Below are 24084 nucleotides of genomic sequence, written 5' to 3'. Positions count from 1 at the left end.
CAGACGGTTTTATGCGAGAAGATTTTCTGTCTCATATTCCCTGTCTCAGGCAGATATAGGACTGAACCCCGCAGTGTGCACAGCTATGCCCTTGCTGAAAAAACGATATAACTGGACAATACTCAATCAGCTCCTTGAAATTCATGCAGGCAAGAAACGTGAAATAGATTCACGTCTCAGGGAATTCCGGCTTTGCGGCAGGCGCTGCACGGACGAAGAACTCTTCGGTGAACTCGTATTCTGTCTCCTCACTCCGCAATCCAGGGCAAAGTGCTGCTGGAATGCGGTTCTCTCCATTAAGGAGCAGAATCTTCTGACTGACGGGACTGTCGATCAGATACGAGACAGGCTCCACCGTGTACGGTTCCACAACAAAAAAGCCGGGTATGTCGTTGAGGCAAGGTCGCTGTGCATGAAGGATGGCAGGTTCTCCATAAGACGTATCATCCAATCTCATGCTGACTGCCGTGCACTCAGGGAATGGCTGGCAGAGAATATCAGGGGACTCGGATACAAGGAAGCAAGTCATTTCCTGAGGAATATCGGCCTCGGAGAGAATATTGCAATCCTGGACAGACATATCCTGAAAAATCTCCTTCTTCTCGGCGTCATCAAGGAAATTCCCGGATCCCTCAGCAGGGGGGCGTATCTGCTGACAGAGCAGAGAATGGCCGAGTTTGCCCTGAGCACAGGCATCCCCTTAGCACATCTGGATCTGCTTCTCTGGTACAAGGAGACAGGAGAAATATTCAAGTAATCCTTTCCTGTTCAGCGGAAAAAGCTCATAGAAGTCTGCAGTCACGGCAGGCTCAGGATGAAAAACCCGGCCTAAAGGATAATGCTACATCGTTCCGATCAGAACAACTTCTTTGTACCCGGACAGGAACCCTTTTCTCATCACCCTGACAGTAAACTTTTCCCCCCTCTTCTTTTCGAGCATGAAGATCTTCACATCTGCGATATCAGAAACCACCCAGTCGTTCAGTGAGATAATAATATCTCCTTCCTCCACGCCCGCGCTCTTGGCGATACTTCCAGGCACAATCTTCTCGACTTCAACCCGCCCCTTTTTCTCTTTCAGTACAACACCGAGTTTCAGATTCGAAGGCAGAGGGATACTCTCTGCTGAGTAAAGATAATCCCCAAGTTCTGCGTCGACAGATCCGTTATTCGGAATGATCGTTACATACTCCTTCCCGTTCAACCGGTGTACCCTGTTCGGAACTCCGGAGTCGTACATGATATGTCCGGTACCCGCAAGCACCACCATCTGGTAATCAGGATTCTTTTTGAGGAATGCATCTATGGAATGAGCCATGGTTTCATCCCAGAGGATCTGTGCCTGATAGAAATTTTCAAAATTCCGTCCTTCCTTGTTCGAATGCTGATGCTGCCTGAATACATCACGGAGTTTCTCCTGGTATGCCGCATCAGACATGTTCATCGATTCAGGGATTTCCCTTTTCTCGATATCAGAGAGGGAATCGAGGCCTTCCGAGGAAACCTTTTTGACAATCTCTGTCCAGATATTGAGCGCAATCACAGGGATTTTCTTTGCCTTTGCATATTCGACAATCTCCCGGTAAAGGTGGTAATCGAATTGCCATCTCTTGAAATACTCGGTGCCTTTCAGAAACTCCATTTCGCTTATCGCACCGGCAAGGTAATCATCGATGACCTTCTGAAACGGTCTCTGAAACATCTCCATGCCGATCGCAAACTTTCTTCCCTGTTCATGGAGGTTCATGATTACCTTCAATTGGACCTTATGATCCTCGTAATCGGTATGACGTTCCGCGATATAGATGACGGGTTTCTCAAGAATATTGGGAATGATCTCTTCAATCCTTGTGATCTGCCGCGGCTGTATGACAAGCACCGGCTTGTCGAGACCGAACACTAATCCCAGTTCGGCAGGAGCGGTTTTCACATCGACATTTTTCCCCTTTTTAAACCGCACGAACGATGTATGCCCGTAACTGAAGATTTTCTCTGCCGACATATCTACCTCAGCCCGGGAAATTGCTGATGCTATCGCAACTACCTTTGACGGATTCAGGGGATTCCTCCATATTTCCAGGGAAAATCCGTCACCCGTCCTGTTCGCAGTTCCGAACAGCCGCTTCATGACAGGCCCGCCGTATCCGAACACGAGCAATGAATGAGTCCTGATATCTTCGTCCATAATCTCATATTCGTCCTTTATGACCGCCCCTTTTACGATACTTATGAGTTTTTGGTATTTTTCCCTGTCTTCATCGGAAACGAGGATAATCTTTTTCTCATCTCCGAAAAAACCCGACAGCAGCGGCGGGATTTCCTCATCAGAAAGTTTCCTCAGGACATTGCAATCTCCGTCCACGGTCATCTTCACAGGTGATCCCTGTACAGGGATTTCAAACGACCCTTTTCCGCTGTCAAGAGTAAGTGTTCTGGAAAATTCAGATACATCGGTCACGATCTTCACTTTCAGGTCCATAGTGTAGGGTTCACCTTCCTGCACGATGTCAAAGACTACTGTCGGCGTTCCCCGCAGAACCAATACCCTGGGATCATTCACCGTAAGTGACGGAAGTCCTTTCCGGTTCAGCCACTGGTCAAAAAATCTTTCCAGTTTTTTACCGGATTCAGTTTCAAACGCATTTTTCAGGTCATCCCAGGATGCCTCCCTGAACCCGTGTTCGCGAACGAGCTTCTTCAGCGCATTGTAAAATGCATCCTTTCCCGTATGATTTTCCAGCATGTGGAATACCATCAATCCTTTAATGTATCCAGTGGAATCTGACGGATTATGCCTGTATATGAAATTCCTGAGAGGGATATCGTTTTTCTGGTTCACGTAATTGGCATACTCTGTCAGCATCTGTTTCCTGTATTGCACTCCCTCTCCGGCTTTCTCCCTCATAAAATGGTCAGAGAGATAGGCAACCAGTCCCCCGGACCAGTCTCCTTCCCTGCGGTCCGTAAAGATATAGTGTCCGAACCACTGCCGGAGGAATGCACGTCTGAAGGATTCCTCTGCATATGCAGGGTCCTGAATCATCTCAGGTTCCACCACAATATAGGTAGGCCGGGAATGACTGCCGGGCCGGATGTTTTCCACAATGCAAAGCCTCCTGTACGGGAAAGGTGTCAGCAGTTTGCCGTACATCCTGAGGTATTTCTTGGCATACCCGAAATACGTTTTTGCATGAGCAACATCTTCCGGAAAGAAAAACCCGGTGAGTGAAATCCCTTCGAACGTTTCCTGTATTTCCAGATATCTTCCGGCAACAAGACTCACTCTTTCTACCGGATGGGGAAAGATAAACGAATACTGCATTCCGTCTGCGGTCTCCTGCACCTCGACATCCTCTGCTTCGGAAACCGCACGAAATCCCTTGGGCAGCAGGACTTTCAGCGTGTAAAACGCAGGCCCATCTACATACGGATACCACCGACCGGACAGATGTATCCCCTTTCCTCCGATGACTCCCGGCGATTCCGGATGGTTATTGTCCGATGGATTTTCCCTGTATACCCCTTCAAAGACTATTTCAAGAGTGGCTGCTGATGTAACTGAAAACACGCCGTCCTTCATTTCGGGAACATAAGGTCTGCCGTCCTTCTGCACAGAGATAATGTGGAGGTCACCGGTATGGATGTCTGTCGCCTTCCGCTCCCTGAGAACTATGACCGACGTGCCCCGGACAACGTTTTTCCCGGTATCAAATGAAACAGAAATCCTGTGAGACGGGATTTCCTCAGCAGCTGCAAGCGAAGGGAAAGGGAACATACAGGATGCAAGAATTGCAATGATAACAATAAGATTCATAGTATTTATATTACCTGTTATCCCTGCATATTGACAATGCTGCAAAATGTTTTACAATTTAATTATGAAACGTAATCCGTCGTTTATTCCTGTTCTCATCGTTCTGCTGGCCATGCTTTCCTGCGCACCGGTTCTCAGAAAAGATGTGATGGATGTCTCCATCAGGGATTTTCATCTTTCTGATATGAGGCAGGTTCCCGAGAAGTATACGGGAAAGCTGTTCGTCCTCGGCGGAGTAATTATCAGCTCAAAGGCTACCGCTGAAGGCTCCCTGATAGAAGCACTTTATGTGCCGGTTGATGCCAGGGGTTATCTGCAGGAAACAGGGAGAGCGTATGGCAGGTTCTATGCCCTTTTCCCAAGGGAAAGCGGTCTCCTCGACCCGATTATTTTCAGGAAGGACCGACAGATAACTTTTGCAGGGGAATTCCTCGGGATAAGGCAGGGGAAGATAGACGAAATGGATTACGGCTATCCTTTGTTCAGGATCAGAGAAATCTATCTCTGGGAAGAACGCAATGTCTATTATATACCTCCCCCGTATTATGAGCCATATCCCCCCTGGTGGGGACATCACTACTGGTGGAAGGGTTACGGGCCAGGTCCGCCCCCGCCGTACTGGTGGTAAGGTCCATCATTCGTTGCAGTGTTCATCTGCAATCTTCACAGGCAGATTTCAGATATGCATGATACTTCTAGGAAAGCAGTTCACTTATCAACCTGAAAAGGCCGGATGAAAGGGAGGGGAGCACATGTCACGGGTATATATGCTGGCAAATATCACCACGGGAAAGGAACGCTTCGTGAGGGATACCCTGCGCGGGAAAAAGGGAGTAGAAAGTGCCGACATCATTACGGGAGCCTATGACCTCATAGCCATCCTCGAAGCAAAAGACATGAATGATATCTTCAACAAGATATTGAAAGACATAAGAAAAATAAAAGGACTCACCAGGACAGAAACGTTTGTAGCAGTAGAATAAGGAAAGACTGAGCAAGAATACTCTATCCTCGGGATATTCAGAAAAGTTATGAATAATATGGGGCAAACTGCCCCGGACTTACGTCCGGGGGTTTACGTAGGTGGAACTAAAAAGTTCTGTAAAAGCTTTTTTCCCGGTGTTTTCGTCCCCTCTGCAAATACATGTGACTTTTTGATGTCCCTGAATTCAGGATATCCGGTGACCTCCTGCTGCCATTTTTCCCTTCGGTCTTGATCAGATGAACATGCGGGTCCTTGCTTGGTGCTTTCTCTGCCGGCCTCTCCTGCATCTCACCATAGGCTGCACATAACGCTGCCGCTGCAATGTCGCTAAAACTGTGGTCTCCGGACAATTCTTTTACTGCCTGGAAATATCCCTCATGACGTTTGTCTTGAATGATTTTCGCGATATCCCTGACAATATTTTTTTCTTTCGCCCGCACAACATCTGCGGAAGAAGGCAGTTTTTTTCTGTGGATGATTGTCTTTGCAGTTTTTTCGATCAAACGCAGATGTTTGTACTGCCAGGGAGTCACGAAGGTGATCGCGCTGCCTGACCTGCCTGCCCTTCCTGTCCTTCCAATCCTGTGGACATAGCTGTCAGGGTTCTGCGGAATACTGTAATTAATTACATGGGATACATCCTTTATATCAAGACCCCTGGCAGCCACATCAGTCGCAACGAGGATATCCAGCATTCCTGCCCTGAACCGTTTCATCACTTCTTCGCGACGCACCTGGGTAAAATCACCATGAATGGCCCCCGCATTGTACCCAAGCTGACTGAGTTTCATAAAGACATCGTCAACCTCTCTTTTTGTATGACAAAAGACGATGGCAAGCTGCGGATTTTCCACATCAAGGAGACGTGACAGTGCATCGACCTTGCTCTCTTCCCTGACTTCGTATGCTGCCTGGCGTATCTTTGTAACAACAACCTCCTGCGCGTTTATCCGTACTTTTGCAGGATTCTTCATATGACGTCTCGCGATATTCATGATAGGCTGCGGCATGGTGGCGGAAAAGAGAAGGGTTTGACGTCCGGCCGGGACAGCGCCGAGGATCATCTCTATGTCCTCAAGAAAACCCATGTCAAGCATCTCATCTGCTTCATCAAGAACCACAATCCTTATCTCAGACAATGAGAGTTTTTTTCTGTTCATGAGGTCTATAATACGGCCGGGGGTTCCGACAACGACATTTACGCCGCGGTGCAGTGATTTTATCTGCCTTTCAATCGATGTACCCCCGTACACAGGCAGGACGCTGACGTTCCTGTACTTGCCCAGTTTGTGGATTTCCTGCGACACCTGTACCGCCAGTTCCCTGGTCGGTTCCAGTATTATCGCAAAAGGGTTTTTGCCCATGTGCATGTTTTCAGCAATCGGGATACCGAAGGCAGCTGTCTTGCCTGTTCCGGTCTGCGCCTGGCCCACGATATCACGTCCGTTCATTATGAGCGGTATGGCCGACACCTGAATGGGAGTAGGTTCTTCAAATCCCAATTCTGATATGGATTTCAGTGTATCTTTACTGAGCTTGAATTCTTCAAATATCATTCTTTTCTATCCTTCGTGTGTTTTTTTTGTTACCTGACATCATGTCGGTATGGGGTTACTGTTCCTGTGCTTTTTTGTTTGAGTGCTATGAATCCTGTGCAGGGAAAGCAGAAAATCAAAACAACTTTTCCTTTAAGGGAGTATTAAGAAGGTTGATTCTTATTTTTCACTGCCTAGACAGATCTCTTAAACCGTAAAGCTTTTCTCCTTTTCTTCTGCGCTTCTCTCCTTTTCCGTTTTTCCTTCTCGGACGGCTTTTCATAATAGCTTCTCTGCTTGATTTCCTTAAAAAGACCTTCCTTTTGCAGTTCGCGCTTAAGGCTTTTTAAGGCTCTTTCAATATCGTTTCCGCTCACTCGGATTTCCAAAACAGCTATCTCCAGACTTTCCCTAAATTTTTGCCACCGCCTCCAAAGCTGGTCTCCCTGTCCCGAAACCCGCCTCCGGATCGCTGAGGCTTCGCTTTTTCCAATGTGAGTGTTTCGCCCATAAATATCATGTCATTCAGTTCAGTGATCATTGTCTTTTCAACGCAATCTCATTTTGACATGAAAAAACCCTCAGAGCTTTCAAAGCATCTGAAGGTTTACGACAAATACACTCCAAAAGCTTTTTTATTATAACTAAAAAAAAATTAATTACCATATTTTCGGCATGTCATGCGTATGCCACGGAATTATCTTGAAAAAACAGATTGTCGCGGGCAAGATTATGCGTTTTTTGACAGGCCTCACATACATGTGAGAGCACTACTCTTTCAAATTTCAGACACTGGCAGACTCAGATAAGGCAGTCATGCCAGTGCCATTGCTCTGCGCCTTTTTACATCCAGATGCTCCTATCTTTCCCTGATATGCATAATCTTCTGTATAGGTTTTGGGGGCACAATAATCCCGGGGGGAGGACCCTGCGGGGGAACACCATGAAAAGCAGCAGTCCGCCTCCCTTCTTCCTGAGTAAATGCCGTGTTCAGATTAATCTCCTCAATGCTCCCCGTCGATACCTGCACAAGCGCCTTCCCCTTCAGTATCGAACCTCCAACTGCGCCGCCTGTATCGTATTTTACCGCCCAGAGATGAGTTGTTCCTCCAAAGCCACATATATCCGAAGCAGGTTTTGTAGTGGTAAAAAACACTGCACCAATAGGAGTAGCAAGCGGATCCGTAACCATTCTTTCAGTTCTGTAGCGGACTGAAGAGTCTGCACACGCGACTTCCGCACCTGCTGCATTGGTACATGAATCCAGAAGTATGTACCAGCCATCCGGATCTGTGGAACCGCTTGCGCTGTCAGCCTGACTAAGAGAACTCTCTGAAACCATCGTGGTACAGGAAATGTCTATCCCGGATGCGGAAAAGCAGGGTTCCACGATACCATAGAGTTTTCTTATACTGTCGGCATCGTCTATTTCGTCAGCAATCTTAAAGTAGTATCTTCCTGAACCAAAATAAAGACGCACGACGTCTGTTTTGTAGTTTTGCAGCTTCACCACTGCTCCTGTAACAGGTCCTGTATCGTCTATGACTCTGCTCCAGATCCAATTATCCGGATTCGGGTCCTGGTTTGTGAGAATCCTTACTACCCCGCCTCTTGTCCATTTCGTACTTGCAGTCGGCGGATTATTTTCTGCCTTCACATAACCGAAATAAAGTGCATCATCCTGATAAAAACCTGCATTTGTCGCATTGTTCTGATCAAAGTCAACCGATGCGCCGGTCAGGGAACCTGCGAAGGCATTCTGTATTCCGGTATCAATTGTTTTGCGGAGTTGCCCGGTCTTTAAATCGAGTATGAAAATTCTCAGATTCTGGTCTGAATAACCCCTGAACTGTTTTGCCACGGTATTGATCGGGCCTGTTGGGCCTGAGGCAAAGACCACAAACCATTTGCCGTTTTTGCTGCTGTCAGGTACGCCGCCTGTTCTGCTGCTGATCTTGACCACAGCAGGACCTGCGGTTGAAAAACCGAGGGTTGGATGCGAGAATTCCCACAGGACTTGAGGATTCCCCGGGTCTGTAATATCAAGCGCAAAATAGGATGAGAATCCCCTGCCGGCTGCGGGGGTCTGCACCCCGTATTGTGTCGCGACATCCCTGCAGGCTCCGCCTGACCTCATGCCGCCTATTACCACAGTCCTCCATGAAGACCCGTCAGAAGGTTTTGCACTGTCTGACACGTCTCCTGATCCCGGTGAACCTATGCTGGCATCAAACACATGAGGAGTTAAGTCAACTGTATAGATATGGCAGTAGTTTGGATCCGCGATATATTTCAGATAAGGCAGTGCATTTTGGGGAATAAAGGCCCATTCCTCTCTGCCGAATTCTGTTCCTGTCAATTCCGCTTTCCTGAATTTTTCTTCGAACAATTTCAGGTTCCCGAATCTGAAGGCGTGGAGCATCCCGTCATTTGACCCAACAATGACCAAGCCCCTGTCCAGATAGGCACTTGACCGAATAAAGTTTCGATAGGTTTGATCCTGATATAGTGTGTGGTAGACATTGAGGGGTATCCATGAAACCACTTTCGGAGTTGAATTGATAATGTCTCCGAGTTTCCAGGTGTTTGTCACTCCGTCATATGTCACCGTCCGATTCCTGTAAGACTTACATGTTTCTCCACTCTGGGTACAGTCTGCATCGGAGTTGCAGATATTTTTGTTTACAGAGCAGATTTTCAAGTCAGTCCCTTTTGTATACCTCAAGAGCGCTGTTGCCTCATTGACGTTTTCTGCCTGCAGGAGCGAGATTAAGGGAGAACCGCTGCCCGCAGTATTTGGCAGAACAATGCGGCTTGTTCCGTCAAAGGTATAAATGATCCTGTCTGCGGGATCTGTTCGATGCAACACCTTTCCTGCCTCCCAGAGAGACTTTACATTGTTGAAGGGTACAGTTGCCACAGGGATCGTGCTGTCAGCAGTACCGTCACCGTTCGCGTCCGAAAAGAGCTGTGCCTTTGTGGTAAAGTCGGTCAAATCAAAAAAGAATCTGATGATATTGTCATTTGACAGGTCAAGAATATTCGGGGATGCCGTGTCCTCTCTGATTGTGCTGCTGTACAGCAGCGGATCAATATGATACCAGAGGTTCTTGAGTGAACCCGACCATTCAATGTCATTTGTTCCGAAAGAGCGTTGCTGGTAGAAGATGGCCTGAACGAGGTTTGCCCCTGTTCCTTCCCCGGATGCGAGCACAGATGCCGCTGTCCCTGAGGCTATCTGCTGGAGGATCGACAGGATAGCATCGAGAATGTTGTCCTTAATGCCCAATGCATCACTGGCTTTATAGAACGTATCAGGGTTGCCGTCTCCGTCCTTGTCCCAGTCAGGTGAGGATGCGGGCAATGGCTCACAGGGGCTTCCCCTGCCGGTTCCACAGTCATCCATTGCACAGGAATCGTCAGGATATCCTGCTAAGTTTGCCGGCCAGGTTCTTGCAATATTATCGAAAGAGCCATATACCGCAACGTTCTTCATAGAATGCTCGCCCGTGCCGCCCATGAAAAGACCTACGGTATATACATTTTTTACGTTTGTACGAACACCTGTTTTAATATTGTCAAATCCCATATGCATCTTATAGGCAGGCACAACAGGGTCTGCAGAGTGGTTCTCAAATCCCGAGTTGATGGAACAGGTAGAAAACGCCGGAGGGCCCCCGCCGGTGTTCCATTGTCCGTCTGACATAAGTATGACGAAATTGTTCGCACACGGAACATACCTACAGTTTGCTCCTCCCTGAACACATACGTACATCGGGTTTTTCCACCGGTCCCCTTCCCCGCTTTGAGGCGAAAAACCGCCGTATTCAGGAGTTTTCTGTGAAAAATAATTCGAGGCATCCCACATAACGGGTCCTGTTGGAGTTGCACCTGTCGGTTGTCCCGAGTTGATATGGGAAATGAAATTCATATACGGGAATTCGTCGGCTGTCGAGTTGGGGGCGGTAAAATCACCGATATAAATCTTCTGTGCCCTCACGCCGGTACCGCTGAACAACATGGCACCTACCCTGGGTCTTAGTTCCAACGATTTGAATTTGAATGCAAGACCGGCATAAACCCTGTCCCAGGGAACCTTTACCCGAGTTCCGTTATCAGTCAGCAGGATGCATCCGCCATCCGCTATGCCGTCACCATTAACATCCAGGCTATCGTTGCATACACTTCCGACTTTGACAGCATTCCCCGGCTGAGCCCATAATTCAGGGTTGCAAAAACCGTTATTAAAAGTCTGTGCTCCAGTGCAGGAACTCGGTGTGCCCCCTGTCATAGCCCAGCGAAGCAGATCTATGCGCGCCATATTCGCATAGTTGAGATAATTGCCCGATTCCAGATTGCAGTCACCTGTGCACTGTTCCTGTATGCAGCATCCCCACCGATTGCATCCTCCCCCTCGCCAGACGCAACCGCCCCAGTTGGTATTCCTGCACCTCCAGTCTATACAGGTACAGGTGCAGGGTACTCCAGTAGGTGTTGTTTCCTCATATATTCCGTTCGCATCAGACTTATATATTTTGGAAGGCGTGAAATATCCTTCATAGGAAACTGCCGGATTATATCTGTCAAGATATCCATCACCGTTGCTGTCTGTGTCCTGATAAGAATACGCTTTCCAGCTCATACTTCCGCTCACATCGATTGCAAAAAGAACATTCGGCGCCACAGCAAAACCAACGTACGGCGGGATCTGGCAGTAATCACTCATTGTTTGCGCGTTACTTTCCGGAAGAAAAAGAAAGAATATCATGGTACATACTGTTATCGTTCTAATCAGATTGTTTCTCATGGCTTCTACCCTCTCAGAAATACAATGTCATACATTTCGTTTAGTTCAGTTGTGCTGCAGATTGAAGTATTGATAAAAAACGAGATCTTCTTCCCTTCACTCCCTGACACCTCTTCGATATCCCTTACCTTTAATGTCATAGTCCCCGGGCAGCTTCCGGAACGGATCTCCACAATGACCAGACCCCGGGTAGAGTCAACCCGTTTCACGACCCCTGTCAAAAAAAGCTCATCGGCAGAATGCACGGGATGGATACTCCATGCCAGCAAAAAAAATGCCGAAATAACCAGAAGCCAATACTTACCTTTTTTTCTCCCCATGGCAAACCTCTCTTTTTGTTTGTTTATCCTGTGCGATTTGATTCATCTCCAGACTTTTGCAGGAGCATTCCGCAGATTGGCGATAATAAGGAAGAAATAAAACCAGGAGTGAGGGGACACATCTTTCCCCCTTGTTCACAGAAAAAAGAAACTGGTACGGTCATCGTTTTTCCCTGTATTCTTAGTCTATCTAGTTAATACTTCAATATAATCTATTTCAACCGCACTGTAAATGTACCTCAGTAAATTTATGCCGCACATTTAAGCATATGTTAAATATGCCTTGCTTTTCGCTAACAGCTATCCAATATATTCAAGCGCATCAGCCGTACCATATTTCAAATTTTTCACCATTACTATGGTAAATATTTTTTTTGTGAAAATCTGTGATTTCCCTCACATAATTATTTACGCCTGCATAATTCCCTCCACTACTGCACGTGCGCATTTATTCGGGCAATGGATGGTTACTCCGCTGGGTAAATATGCTGCTTGTCAGGAGGAAGAGAATTTTTTCGGATAAAACTGATTATTTCACTTTGTCCGTGTAATTTCCCTTATCCGACTTTCCATACAAAAGGAGCGCATTGAGAAAAAAGAAAGGTATCGCAAGTTCGAATAGTTCTTCCATGGAATTTTTCAATAGATGTTCGTGCTTAACGGATTCGATTCCGAGTGTTTCGAGAATTCTTGTACTTCCGTCGACAAAAAAAGCAAAAAGCATGGACAATAACCCCGCGAGAACAGATAGCGCCCAGTTTTTACGTGCTCTTACATTGTGCAGCAAAACGCTGAAATTTTTCCTGACGAATACGATAATAAAAACAACTATGCAGACAACGATACACGCAAACATTATCTTTGTAAGAAGCGCTGCATCGGAATGAAAATAATATTTTGTTCTCGTGATACTGATCCCCGTAAACTTTTTCTGGAAGTCGAGTTCACGCATAGCGAAAATCAGAAGAATTATACAGCCCTGATAACCTCCAGCCCATATGTTCCGTTTTGCGTAAATCCACGAGACAAGTGCACCAGTCACATAAAGAATAACCTGTGCATTCTCCACCGGTCCCCATTCTTTAATGAATAGAAAAGTCAGGTCATCAGGAAGAAAAAAGATGACCGTGATGTTGAGCATCACAAGAAGCAAAAAGAAGACAGCAAATATTGTATGAATATTCATATCGATATGTTATCAGATTGCGGAGTGATTGTCGCAAATAAATATCTTTATGTCGGCATTCCCTGATATTATGGGATATACAGTAAAAGTTGTTCTGTTATACCCCTTATCCCATGTTATTCATAAATTTTTCTGATTCTGCTGAGGACAGAGTATTTTTTTCTCATTCTCGGTCGTTCCTCCCTTCGAGGCGTTTGCCTCTTTGTTTTCATATATTGCATTTGACTATCAGCAAAAGAATCCGCGCAAATACTCTGTCCTCAGCCGCTATTCCCATTTTTATGAATAATATGGGCTATGTGCATTATTGTGACGAAAGAGCGTTGCTGGGAAAAGAATTGCATAGCAGCCCGGTTCAGCGGCGGCGATACGCCGTCCGCTGGAACCGGTTGTTCACTGACTGTTTGTTCGCCGCCCTGTCAGAAGCCTTCGAAGACGTGTATTCTATGATCAGGCGATGTCAAAACGGTCGAGGTTCATTACCTTATTCCATGCCGCTATAAAGTCGTGCAGGAACTTTTCTTGGGAGTCCTTACATGCGTAAACTTCCGCCAAGGCCCGGAGCTGTGAGTTCGAACCGAAGACGAGATCGACACGCGTGCCTGTCCACTTGAGTCCGCCAGTCTTGCGATCGCGCCCCTCGAACACGTCTTCGTTTTCCGCGGTCGCCTTCCACACCGTGCCCATGTCGAGCAGATTCACGAAGAAGTCATTTGTGAAGGTCTCCGGCCGCCTGGTGAAGACGCCGTGCTGGGACTGTCCGAAATTGGCATTCAAAACGCGCATACCGCCAATAAGAACCGTCATCTCAGGAGCGGTCAGCGTCAGCAGTTGTGCACGATCAACCAGCAGTTCCTCTGCCGATACGGCGTATTTGGTTTTCTGGTAGTTACGGAAACCATCCGCGCTCGGTTCGAGCACAGCAAAGGCGGCCACATCGGTCTGCTTCTGGGATGCGTCCATGCGCCCCGGCGTGAAGGGTACCGTGACCTTGTGACCGGCGTTCTTCGCGGCTTGCTCGATGCCTGCGCAACCGGCCAACACGATCAAGTCGGCGAGCGAGACCTGCTTGCCTCCTTTTGCAGTCTTATTAAACGCGCTCTGGATACCTCCGAGAGTCTTCAGCACCTTGGCCAGCTGTTTTGGCTGGTTGACTTCCCAATCCTTCTGCGGCGCCAGGCGAATACGTGCACCGTTCGCACCGCCACGCTTGTCGCTGCCGCGGAACGTAGATGCAGACGCCCAGGCAGTCGAGACCAATTGGGAGATCGACAGGCCAGAATCAAGGATCTTGCCCTTAAGGGCGGCAATTTCCTTCTCGCCAATCAATTTGTGATTCACTGCGGGGACGGGGTCTTGCCAGATCAATTCCTCCGCCGGGACCTCCGGACCGAGATAGCGCGAGCGGGGGCCCATATCGCGATGGGTCAGCTTGAACCACGCGCGGGCGAAAGCGTCCGCGAATTCGTTGGGGTTCTTGAGGAAACGCCGCGCGATCTTCTCGTAGATCGGGTCGAAGCGCAGTGAGAGATCCGCAGTGGTCATCACCGGCCGGTGCTTCTTCGACGGGTCGTGTGCGTCAACCACCATATCCTCGTCGTCTACATCCTTGGCCAGCCACTGATTCGCGCCGGCAGGGCTTTTGATCAGCTCCCATTCGTATTTGAACAGCACCTTCAGGTAGCCCATGTCCCATTTGGTAGGGTTTGGCTTCCAGGCGCCTTCGATACCGCTGGTGATCGTATCGCCTCCTTTTCCGCTGCCGTAGCTGCTCTTCCAGCCGAGACCCTGCTCTTCGATGGGAGCGCCTTCAGGTTCAGGGCCCACATGCGACGCAGGGCCTGCGCCATGGGATTTGCCGAAGGTATGGCCGCCGGCGACGAGCGCAACGGTCTCCTCGTCGTTCATGGCCATGCGTGCGAAAGTCTCGCGGACGTCGCGGCCCGAAGCGACAGGGTCCGGATTACCGTTCGGCCCTTCAGGGTTCACGTAGATCAGGCCCATTTGCACAGCGGCGAGCGGGTTCTCGAGCTCGCGGTCACCGGAGTATCGCTTGTCGCCGAGCCAGGTATCCTCGCTGCCCCAGTAGATGTCCTCCTCGGGCTCCCAGAGATCCTCGCGCCCGCCGCCGAAGCCGAAGGTCTTGAGCCCCATCGACTCAAGCGCGCAATTGCCCGCGAGGATCATAAGATCGGCCCAGGAAATCTTTTTGCCGTATTTCTGCTTGATCGGCCAGAGCAACCTGCGCGCCTTGTCAAGGTTCGCATTGTCCGGCCAACTGTTGAGGGGCGCTAAGCGCTGAGTGCCGGACCCCCCGCCGCCGCGGCCGTCGCCCGTGCGGTAGGTACCTGCGCTGTGCCATGCCATCCGTATGAAGAGCCCACCGTAATGCCCGTAATCCGCCGGCCACCAGTCCTGCGAGTCGGTCATCAGTGCATAGAGGTCCTTCTTGATGGCCTTGAGGTCGAGTTTCTTGAACTCTTTGGCGTAGTTGAAGTCCTTGCCCATCGGGTTGGACTTTGACGAGTGCTGGTGCAGAATTTTCAGGTTCAGTTGTTTGGGCCACCAGTCCACATTCGACCTGCCTCTGCCAGCCGGGTGTGTGCGTTTATTTTCTTTCATGGGAATCCCTCCTTCTTAAGCTTATTTATTCTTACAACGGTCACAAAGACCTTCCAAGACAACCTTTTTCTGGAATACCGTGAACTGCTTTTGAATATCCGGAGGAATTACCAGGCTGTCATAATCTGCATAATGAAAATCAATAATTTTATCGCAACGAGTGCATCTGAAATGATGATGGATATCCAGATCAGGGTCATATCGTTTGGGTTGACCATACCCCTCTACTACATTTGTAATACCAATTTGAGATAATGTCAAGAGTGTTCTGTTGACCGTATCAAATGATATGTTTGGAATCTTTTTGACTATCCTTTTATAGATGTCATCGGCAGACGGGTGGTCCTTAGCCTTCAAAAGCTCCTGATAGATGGCAGTACGCTGAGGGGTTATTTTCAGCCCATATTCCCTGGACCTCCGCCAAAAGAAATCCAGCCCTGATTTTTGTAATTTCTTATTTCCCATAATTAAAACTATATAGTATTTATTCCTAATTGTCAAGACTCCTGAGGAGTTCAGGATCATATTCTTTGCACGAGAGCTATTGGTGAGATAATCAATAGCTTAGGAAATTTATACTGTTGCCTTCCGAATACGCATCATTCCTCAACTCACGCAGCGGAATGATGCGTATTCGGAAGTGAGATAAGACTAAATGCTGTTGAATCTCTCTCGTTCTCTTTGGAATACAGTTACGTTAGCAGTTTACTTCAGGACAGAAGTGAGAAGAAGATTCTCGTGGAATAACAGGCTTCTTGAGAAAAAATGGCTTCAATGAAAATTTAAAAAAGTATGATCCTTGCAGAATGGCTTAATTTTGAGATAAAAAAGGCTATACCTCTGCAATCCCTTGATTGGTGTGGCTCCCGGGGAGGGACTCGAACCCCCGACAGGGTGGTTAATCCCGAACACCTTCGGGACTCTGCCAATTGAGCAGGTATTCAATATATCTTCTGCTTTTTTTGCTTTTGATTTCCTTTTCCCTCTGCATTGCTTCCGACCGTGTAAGAAAAGTTTCTGTATAAACACATGTCCATGGCCCCTTATTCCGCTTTGTGTGTTGAGACCCATGATAATCAATATTGTTATGCTGAGAGATTCTGCGATCAAGGTCATCAGTATGGCCAATGTAATATTGAGAGGTTGATTCACTCTTTAATATGTAGACAAGAAATGGCAAGGTATTATTTTGTTGGCTCCCGGGGAGGGACTCGAACCCCCGACAGGGTGGTTAACAGCCACCTGCTCTGCCGACTGAGCTACCCGGGAGTAGTATGAGGACAATCAACCATCTTTGTTAAAGACGATTTCTCTGCAAGGTAGATTTTTTTTATACCAGATGCACGAACCGTTTGTCAATCGGCATTCAGCTCAGTCACGAACTTTGCGACAAGGTCGCCGACCTCTGTGGTACCATATCCCATCTTTCCGGCAGCAAGGCTCTTGAGATGTCTGCCGGTCACTTCGATCACCGCCTTCTCGATAAGTTTTCCGGCCTTATCCTCCCCAAGCTGTTCGAGCATCATTCCCCCTGCGCAGATCGCTGCGAGCGGGTTTACAACATTCTGTCCGGTATATTTCGGCGCGGAACCTCCTATCGGTTCGAACATCGAGACCCCCTCAGGGTTGATGTTGCCGCCTGCAGCAATGCCCATGCCGCCCTGGATCATCGCCCCGAGATCGGTGATAATATCCCCGAACATATTGTCCGTGACGATGACATCAAACCATTCCGGGTTCTTCACAAACCACATGGTCGTTGCATCAACATGCGCGTAATCCACCCTAATGTCAGGGTACTCCTTCGCAACCTCGTAGAACGTACGTTCCCACAGATCGAAGGCGAATGTCAGTACATTGGTCTTCCCGCAAAGCGTGAGCTTGTGGTGTTTATTCCTCTTTTTGCAGTACTCGAAGGCAAAACGTATGCAGCGCTCAACTCCCTTCCGGGTATTGATAGATTCCTGCACCGCAACTTCGTCCGGGGAGCCTTTCTTCAGAACCCCTCCTGCACCGGCATATAAACCTTCGGTATTTTCTCTCACGACCACAAAATCGATATCTTCCGGACCCTTGTTTTTAAGCGGGCAGTCGACACCCGGATACAGTTTGACAGGCCTCAGGTTGATATACTGATCAAGCTCGAACCTGAGCCTCAGGAGAATTCCCTTTTCGAGTATGCCCGGTTTCACCTCCGGATGACCGATTGCACCGAGGTATATCGCGTCATATTTCCTCAGTTCGTCAACAGCTCCGTCCGGAAGAACTTCTCCGGTCTTTAAATACCGCTGGCCGCCAAAATCGTGGCTGGTATAATTAAGGCGTATGCCATACTTGGCTGAAACAGCATTCAGCACTTTGATTCCTTCCCCTATTACCTCAGGCCCGGTCCCGTCTCCCGGGATGACTGCAATGTCATATGATTTCATAAATTATTCTCCCAGCCCCCCATCCTTCTGCCTTGTACGTGGAGGGGCACTTATTTCTTGTTAGCGAGTTTCCTTTTTGTCCACTCGATCAGCCCGCCCGAATCTATCAATTCCTGCATGAACGGAGGAATAGGATTCGCTTTATACTCTTCCCTTGTGGTAATGTTCCGGATTATTCCCCTGTCTGCATCAACCTCAACCTCATCGCCCTCTCGCACCTTTTCCGATGCATCGGGAGATGCAAATATCGGAAGGCCGATATTGAAGGCATTCCGGTAAAATATCCTCGCAAAATCCCTTGCCACTACGGCCTGGATGCCTGCTGCCTTAATGGCGATTGGAGCATGTTCCCTCGATGAACCGCACCCGAAATTCTTGCCCGCAACGATAAGGTCTCCTGTACTCACCCTGCCTGCGAAAGAATTGTCCGCATCCTCCATCACATGCCTGGCAAGTTCTTTCGGATCGGACGTATTCAGGTATCTCGCAGGGATGATCGCGTCAGTATCGATATCGTTGCCGAATTTCCATACTCTTCCCCTGATCAGCATCATTCCTCCATTTTTTTCGATTTCTTTCAGAGGGATATTATAGGCAATTCGCTGAATGAGAAACAAGTCGGGAATGGAAAAAGCGAGAAATCCCTGCAGGAACAGCCGGAAGCTGATTTTGTGGATGGCCTTCAAATAACGTACAATATACCATGCATATCCTTCAGGCTATATATGTCAAGCTGTATCAGGCATTCGGCCCCCAGCACTGGTGGCCGGGTGATTCGCCTTTCGAGGTCGCGGTCGGCGCCATCCTGACCCAGAATACCAACTGGGGCAATGTTGAGAAAGCGATACGCAATCTGAAAACCGGCGGGGCTTTGTCCGCAAAGGCGCTGCACACAATTCCGGACGGGAAACTTGCCGGCATGATACGGCCTGCGGGATATTTCAACATTAAGGCAGTAAGGCTTAAGTCTTTTGTCGGATGGCTCATGCACCACTACGGCGGAAGCATGCAGAAGATGGGAAAAGAGGACATGACTGAACTGAGAACAAAGCTTCTTTCTGTAAGGGGGATCGGGCCTGAAACCGCTGACTCGATACTCCTGTACGCAACAGGGAAACCGGTATTTGTGATCGATGCATATACCAAAAGAATGCTTTCACGTCATGGAATCATGGAACATGACAAGCCGTATGACAGGTTTCAGGAGATGTTCCACGATGCACTTGCGCGCGATGCCGGTATTTTCAATGAATATCACGCGTTGATTGTTAAGGCGGGAAAGACGTTCTGCAGGAGAAATAACCCGTTATGTGTACAATGTCCGCTTGAAGTCATGCAAGAAGACCGTATCACCTTCCGGGAAAATGCTCCTCATCAGGCAAAGAAGTTTCGTCAAATGGAAACGCTGCAGAAACGACAGCAGGATATCGCCGGATCTGTTTCATAATATAATGAAATAAACACCGAATAATAATTCTTACAGCGAGAAAATGGAACAATTCAACATCGTTACCTCCTTTACTCCGAAAGGCGACCAGCCTCAGGCGATCGATGCACTTGTGAAGGGAATCGAGACAGGCCTGCAACACCAGGTACTACTCGGAGTCACCGGTTCCGGAAAGACTTTCACAATCGCCAATATGATTGCGCGCCTGAACAGGCCGACCCTGGTAATCGCCCATAACAAGACTCTGGCAGCACAGCTTTTCGGGGAATTCAGGGAACTGCTTCCCGAAAATGCGGTCGAGTTCTTCGTGAGCTATTATGATTACTACCAGCCTGAGGCATATATCCCGACTACTGACACATATATAGAAAAAGATGCCCTCATCAACGATGATATCGACAGGATGCGGCATTCAGCGACACAGGCTGTCCTGGAAAGGCGTGATGTCGTGGTGGTTGCGTCTGTATCCTGCATCTACGGAATCGGTTCTCCGCAGGATTACCTTGAAATGCACCTGGTGATAGAAGAAAACATGCATACGGAAAGGGACGAACTCCTCAGAAAGCTGGTTGAGATGCAGTACGTCCGCTCTGACTCTGAATTCAAACGGGGGACTTTCAGGGTGCGGGGAGACATTGTGGAAGTCCACCCGTCATTTTCCCTTGACAGGGGGGTGCGGATAGAATTTTTCGGAGACGACATTGACGCGCTGCATGAATTCGATCCGCTTACCGGAGAAAAAATCCGGAGGCTTTACAGATATGCGGTATTTCCCAACAGCCACTGGATAACCCCAAAGGCCCGTCTCGAGCCTGCACTGATCAGCATCGAAAAAGAGATGGGGGAAAGGATCGAATGGTTCCTGAAAGAGGGGAAGCTTCAGGAGGCGCAGAGGATCGAACAGAGAACCAGGTTTGACCTTGAAATGCTGAAGGAATTCGGCTACTGCCACGGCATAGAAAACTATTCACGCCACCTCAGCGGAAGGGCGCCCGGTGAGCCGCCCTATTCACTGATAGACTATTTTCCCGAAGATTTCCTGATAATCATCGATGAATCCCATGCAACTGTTCCCCAGATCGGCGGCATGTATGAAGGAGACCGTTCGAGAAAACAGACTCTCGTGCATTACGGATTCAGGCTCCCGTCAGCCCTGGATAACCGTCCGCTGACCTTTGCAGAATTTGAACACAGGGTTCATCAGACTGTCTATGTCTCTGCAACACCCGGGCCGTATGAACTTAAAAAGTCAAGGGGACATGTGGTTGAACAGATTATACGGCCTACCGGACTGATTGATCCTGCACTTTCAGTCAGGCCGGTCAACGGTCAGGTCGATGACCTCCTGTCAGAGATAAGGGTGCGGGCGGATAAAGGAGAGAGGGTTCTCGTAACAACCCTGACAAAAAAAATGGCGGAAGACCTGACCGATCACTATACCAGTCTCAATGTAAGGGCGCGGTATCTGCACTCGGGGATAGACACCCTTGAGCGCGTCCAGATACTGAGAGATCTCCGGCTTGGGAATTTCGATGTGCTGGTCGGGGTCAACCTTCTCCGTGAGGGGCTCGACCTTCCGGAAGTGTCGCTCGTGGCGATTCTCGATGCAGACAAGGAGGGCTTTCTCAGGTCTGAGCGCTCTCTGATCCAGACATCAGGGAGGGCAGCGCGGAACATTAACGGACGGGTAATCCTCTATGCGGATACCATAACAGGATCGATGCAGCGAGCCATGAACGAAACTGCCAGAAGAAGAAAAATACAGGAGGAGTATAACAGAAGGATGGGTATCAGCCCGGAGACAGTGAGGTCGAATATCAAGGACATCCTGAGTTCCATCTATGAGGCAGATTACTGGACAGTTCCTGTTGCGGCAGAAGAACAGGCCGCATACGGATATGATGAAGAACACATAACGCAGCTTGAGTCGGAGATGAAAGAGGCTGCAGGAAGGCTAGAGTTTGAACGGGCCGCACAGATACGGGATAGAATCAAGGAACTAAAAGCGAAGATTCTGGAGATCGGAATAAAAAATTAAGCAAAATTTAGCATTCGCTTTATATTTGTGTTTCTCCTGTGATATAGTAAATCAGGTACCCGGAAAAACAGGAGATTCTGATGCGAAAAATCAGGGCATTTCTGAGCAGGATTATCAATATCCTGACATTTACCGACCTCCCGATACGTAAAAAATTCATTCTCTTTTCCGCCGGCACCCTTTTCTGGATAGTGGTCATTTCTGCCATCGGCTTTATCACACTTTCTCGTCTGAGCGCTGAATCCCGCACGCTGGTTGATGTCATCGAACCCCAGCAGAACATCCTGCAGAGTGTTATCAGAGAATTAGCAGAATCGGACATAACCCTCCATCAGGTATTGCTCCTTGAAAACACAGATATGATCCGCGAGAAGCTGCTGAAGGCGAAACTCGGGATCGAGGAAAGCCGATCCCGTCTCATGCTGCTCCGGACCGGAGGTGTGATACAGGGATATCCGCAGTCAGGTAACCTGTTCAGCAAAGAAATCTCCGGCATCCCTTCGAACGTTGTGGTGCTTGAGGTTTCACTGAAAGACGTTCTCACAAAGACCACAAGACTGGAGAATCTTCTGTCAGAAATCATTCCTGCAAAAGAACGGGGCACGGCATCTCCTGTCATACTGAGGGAGCAGATTGCAGAATATGACACCCTAACCCAGAACATCATCGAAACCCTGAACAAATCCTCGGCAGGATTACGCCGGGAAGAAAGCAGCATATCTCATGGCATCAAAGAAGGCTTCCACACCGCCCTTGTACTCATCGTCTGTACCTTTCTTGTTGGAGCTTTCCTTTCGGTCATGTTTGGCTTTCTGATTTCTCGAAATCTCGTGCAACCCGTCAACGCCATTGTGGCAAATTTCAGGTCATTCACGGAAAAACATGATGCGGTAAAGGAAATCATGGTACCGTCAAAAGATGAAATCGGCATACTTGCGGCCGAGTATAACAAATTCATTCATATGATTCAGGCGATAACTTCTTTCAAGAAGATTATCGAGGAAGATGAAACAGTCGAGGATGTCTATTCCCGTCTCGGGAATTTTCTGTCAGGGGATCTGGCGTTCAAAAACCTCACCATCTACGAAATCTCCACCTATAAAAATACGATCAAACCGGTATATCCTCCGGATCCCGTGGTGTCTGACCTTTCCTGCGATACAGAGGTGCTGCTGAACTGCGATCTCTGCAGGGTAAAAAGGACGGGGCATATCATTTCATCAAAAAAACATCAGGATATCTGTAAATTTTTCAGAAAAAAAGAGGGCAGCGTCCACATCTGCATCCCGATCTTTATCTCGGGGAAGGTGGGAGGTGTTGTTCAGTTTGTCCTCTCAGGGGAGGAAGCATCCTCCGCCGAATTAAAGGAAAAGATCAACAAAACACTGCAATATATATCGGAAGCCCAGCCGGTGCTGGAATCCAAGAGAATCATGAGGGCTTTTAAGGAGTCTTCTATCAAAGACTCGCTGACGGGTCTTTACAACAGGAGATTTCTTGAAGAAACCTTTGAATCGTTAGTATCCGGGGTTCTGAGAAGAAATTCGACCCTCGGCTTGCTGATGTGTGATCTGGACTTCTTTAAAGAGGTGAACGACCAATACGGGCATGACGTCGGCGACGCAGTGCTGAGAGAAACTGCCAATGTCATCAGGAAGATTGTCAGGGATTCCGATCTCGTCGTCCGCTTTGGCGGAGAGGAATTCCTTGTGTTGCTGCTCGACATTCAGCCTGAAGCCACCTTTGATATCGGCAATAAAATTAGAGCTTCCCTGGAAAAGACCAAGATTCATGTTGCCGGGGGAATCATCAGCAAGACTATCAGCATCGGCGTCAGCGAATTCCCTCTCGATACGCAGAGCATCTGGGAAGCCATCAAGTTTGCGGATGTCGCGCTCTACAAGGCAAAAGAGTATGGCAGAAACCGGGTGGTGAGATTTACGTCTGCTATGTGGACCGAAGAGCGATATTAATCCCGTTTCAAAGAAATCTGTCCTCAGAACCGTCCGAAAGTACTATAATAATCTAAAGTCTTTCCGTTTCCGGGGTGCTGTGCTGCATGCTTATTCTCCCCGAAAAAGCATTTTCACAACAAAGGAGGCTAGACATGATCGCCATAGCGGATAACCTGAATACGAGGAACAGGGCATACATGGAAGCATTGGCAAAAAGAGACAGGGATTCTGTTGCCGGACTTGCGAAACAACTCGCCGGCGCAGGTGCCGATATGATCAACATTCAGTGCTCACTGGACGGTGCAGGAGATGAAGAGATGCTGCCGTGGGTTGCCGGAATTATCTCTGATACCGTAGATTGCGGAATATCCCTTGATTCACGGAATACCGCGGCCGTGCAAATTGCAATGCCCGTATGCAGCAACCCGCCGCTCGTCAATTTCATCTCCAGAAACGAGCCGGAAGATAGGGAAAGGCTCGTTTCCCTCATAGCAGACTCCGAAGCGTCGCTGGTGCTCAGGGCGTCAAGCGGCATGATACCTGTCTCTCTTGAGGCCAAACTGCAGATCCTCGAAGAGCTTATGGAACTTGTAAACGAAGCCGACATCCCCAATGAACGGCTCTTTGCCGATCCCTCGATCGTCCATATGGGCAGGGGCATGGGACAGAAACACCTGGTAAATTCCCGTGAGTGCATCATGATGCTGGGGGAACTCGTCGAACCTCCCCTGAATACGATCGCATGGATTTCGAACATATCTACAGGGCTGTCCCGTTCAGTCAGAAAACCTCTTGAAGCCGCGTTTCTGACGTATCTGGCCGGTGCCGGGCTGGATGCAGCCATGGTGGACGTTATGGATGAGCACATCAGGAAAACCCTGTATCTCATTAAGGCATTCAGGGATGAGGTCATATTCTCTCAGGCTGATATTTCATAACGTATACT

The 24084-nt window shown here is 48.4% G+C and carries 19 protein-coding genes and 1 tRNA gene; 7 read left to right on the top strand and 13 right to left on the bottom strand.

Annotation, left to right across the window (positions count from 1 at the left end):
- The first annotated feature begins 85 nt into the window (after window positions 1-85).
- Window positions 86-757, top strand: a complete 672-nt coding sequence (locus tag AB1552_03710; GenBank protein MEW6052881.1) for an N-glycosylase/DNA lyase — start codon at window positions 86-88, stop codon at window positions 755-757.
- A gap of 84 nt (window positions 758-841) precedes the next feature.
- Here AB1552_03710 and AB1552_03705 read toward each other — a convergent pair whose 3' ends face one another.
- Window positions 842-3814: a ChaN family lipoprotein gene (locus AB1552_03705; GenBank protein MEW6052880.1), complete on the bottom strand. Its 2973-nt coding sequence runs from the start codon at window positions 3812-3814 to the stop codon at window positions 842-844.
- Between the two features lie 64 nt (window positions 3815-3878).
- Between AB1552_03705 and AB1552_03700 the strand changes: the two genes are divergently transcribed.
- Together AB1552_03700 and AB1552_03695 are read left to right on the top strand one after the other, a co-directional pair.
- Entirely contained in the window at window positions 3879-4442 is a 564-nt protein-coding gene (locus AB1552_03700) for a Slp family lipoprotein (GenBank protein ID MEW6052879.1), read from the top strand.
- A 124-nt stretch (window positions 4443-4566) separates the two neighbouring features.
- Entirely contained in the window at window positions 4567-4797 is a 231-nt protein-coding gene (locus AB1552_03695; GenBank protein ID MEW6052878.1) for an Lrp/AsnC ligand binding domain-containing protein, read from the top strand.
- Between the two features lie 106 nt (window positions 4798-4903).
- On the opposite strand, the gene AB1552_03690 is transcribed toward AB1552_03695, so the two are convergent.
- The 12 genes from AB1552_03690 to AB1552_03635 form a co-directional block, all read right to left on the bottom strand.
- Window positions 4904-6355 carry a DEAD/DEAH box helicase gene (locus tag AB1552_03690; GenBank protein MEW6052877.1) on the bottom strand — a complete coding sequence of 484 codons (1452 nt, stop codon included), beginning with the start codon at window positions 6353-6355 and terminating at the stop codon, window positions 4904-4906.
- Between the two features lie 173 nt (window positions 6356-6528).
- Window positions 6529-6723, bottom strand: a complete 195-nt coding sequence (gene rpsU / locus AB1552_03685) for a 30S ribosomal protein S21 (GenBank protein ID MEW6052876.1) — start codon at window positions 6721-6723, stop codon at window positions 6529-6531.
- A 5-nt stretch (window positions 6724-6728) separates the two neighbouring features.
- Window positions 6729-6875: a hypothetical protein gene (locus AB1552_03680; GenBank protein ID MEW6052875.1), complete on the bottom strand. Its 147-nt coding sequence runs from the start codon at window positions 6873-6875 to the stop codon at window positions 6729-6731.
- A gap of 318 nt (window positions 6876-7193) precedes the next feature.
- A complete protein-coding gene (locus tag AB1552_03675) occupies window positions 7194-11141 on the bottom strand; it encodes a hypothetical protein (GenBank protein MEW6052874.1) in 3948 nt (1315 codons plus the stop codon).
- A 5-nt stretch (window positions 11142-11146) separates the two neighbouring features.
- Window positions 11147-11461 carry a hypothetical protein gene (locus AB1552_03670; GenBank protein ID MEW6052873.1) on the bottom strand — a complete coding sequence of 105 codons (315 nt, stop codon included), beginning with the start codon at window positions 11459-11461 and terminating at the stop codon, window positions 11147-11149.
- Between the two features lie 529 nt (window positions 11462-11990).
- Window positions 11991-12647: a hypothetical protein gene (locus tag AB1552_03665; GenBank protein ID MEW6052872.1), complete on the bottom strand. Its 657-nt coding sequence runs from the start codon at window positions 12645-12647 to the stop codon at window positions 11991-11993.
- A gap of 450 nt (window positions 12648-13097) precedes the next feature.
- Window positions 13098-15269, bottom strand: coding sequence for a catalase/peroxidase HPI (katG, locus tag AB1552_03660; protein MEW6052871.1), 2172 nt, complete (start codon window positions 15267-15269; stop codon window positions 13098-13100).
- Window positions 15270-15290: 21 nt separating this feature from the next.
- Complete coding sequence (locus AB1552_03655) at window positions 15291-15794, bottom strand: transcriptional repressor (GenBank protein MEW6052870.1); 504 nt, start codon at window positions 15792-15794, stop codon at window positions 15291-15293.
- A gap of 373 nt (window positions 15795-16167) precedes the next feature.
- On the bottom strand, window positions 16168-16449 hold the full coding sequence (locus AB1552_03650) for a GIY-YIG nuclease family protein (GenBank protein MEW6052869.1): 282 nt from the start codon (window positions 16447-16449) through the stop codon (window positions 16168-16170).
- Window positions 16450-16462: 13 nt separating this feature from the next.
- Window positions 16463-16538: transfer RNA gene (locus AB1552_03645), tRNA-Asn, on the bottom strand.
- An 86-nt stretch (window positions 16539-16624) separates the two neighbouring features.
- On the bottom strand, window positions 16625-17698 hold the full coding sequence (locus AB1552_03640; GenBank protein ID MEW6052868.1) for a 3-isopropylmalate dehydrogenase: 1074 nt from the start codon (window positions 17696-17698) through the stop codon (window positions 16625-16627).
- Between the two features lie 50 nt (window positions 17699-17748).
- Entirely contained in the window at window positions 17749-18249 is a 501-nt protein-coding gene (locus tag AB1552_03635; GenBank protein MEW6052867.1) for a 3-isopropylmalate dehydratase small subunit, read from the bottom strand.
- A 152-nt stretch (window positions 18250-18401) separates the two neighbouring features.
- On the opposite strand from AB1552_03635, the gene AB1552_03630 reads away from it, so the two are divergent.
- The 4 genes from AB1552_03630 (at window position 18402) to AB1552_03615 (ending at window position 24076) form a co-directional block, all read left to right on the top strand.
- Window positions 18402-19145 carry an endonuclease III domain-containing protein gene (locus AB1552_03630; protein ID MEW6052866.1) on the top strand — a complete coding sequence of 248 codons (744 nt, stop codon included), beginning with the start codon at window positions 18402-18404 and terminating at the stop codon, window positions 19143-19145.
- 43 nt (window positions 19146-19188) lie between these two features.
- Window positions 19189-21183, top strand: coding sequence for an excinuclease ABC subunit UvrB (uvrB, locus tag AB1552_03625; protein ID MEW6052865.1), 1995 nt, complete (start codon window positions 19189-19191; stop codon window positions 21181-21183).
- A gap of 80 nt (window positions 21184-21263) precedes the next feature.
- Window positions 21264-23156 (top strand): GGDEF domain-containing protein, encoded by a 1893-nt coding sequence (locus AB1552_03620; GenBank protein MEW6052864.1) that lies wholly within the window; start codon window positions 21264-21266, stop codon window positions 23154-23156.
- 134 nt (window positions 23157-23290) lie between these two features.
- A complete protein-coding gene (locus AB1552_03615; protein MEW6052863.1) occupies window positions 23291-24076 on the top strand; it encodes a dihydropteroate synthase in 786 nt (261 codons plus the stop codon).
- Window positions 24077-24084 lie beyond the last annotated feature (8 nt).

This window comes from Nitrospirota bacterium (genome assembly GCA_040754395.1).
GTDB lineage: Bacteria > Nitrospirota > Thermodesulfovibrionia > Thermodesulfovibrionales > SM23-35 > JBFMCL01.
The sequence above is the reverse complement of the archived record's forward strand: the minus strand, read 5'-3'. Positions and strand labels throughout refer to the sequence as shown.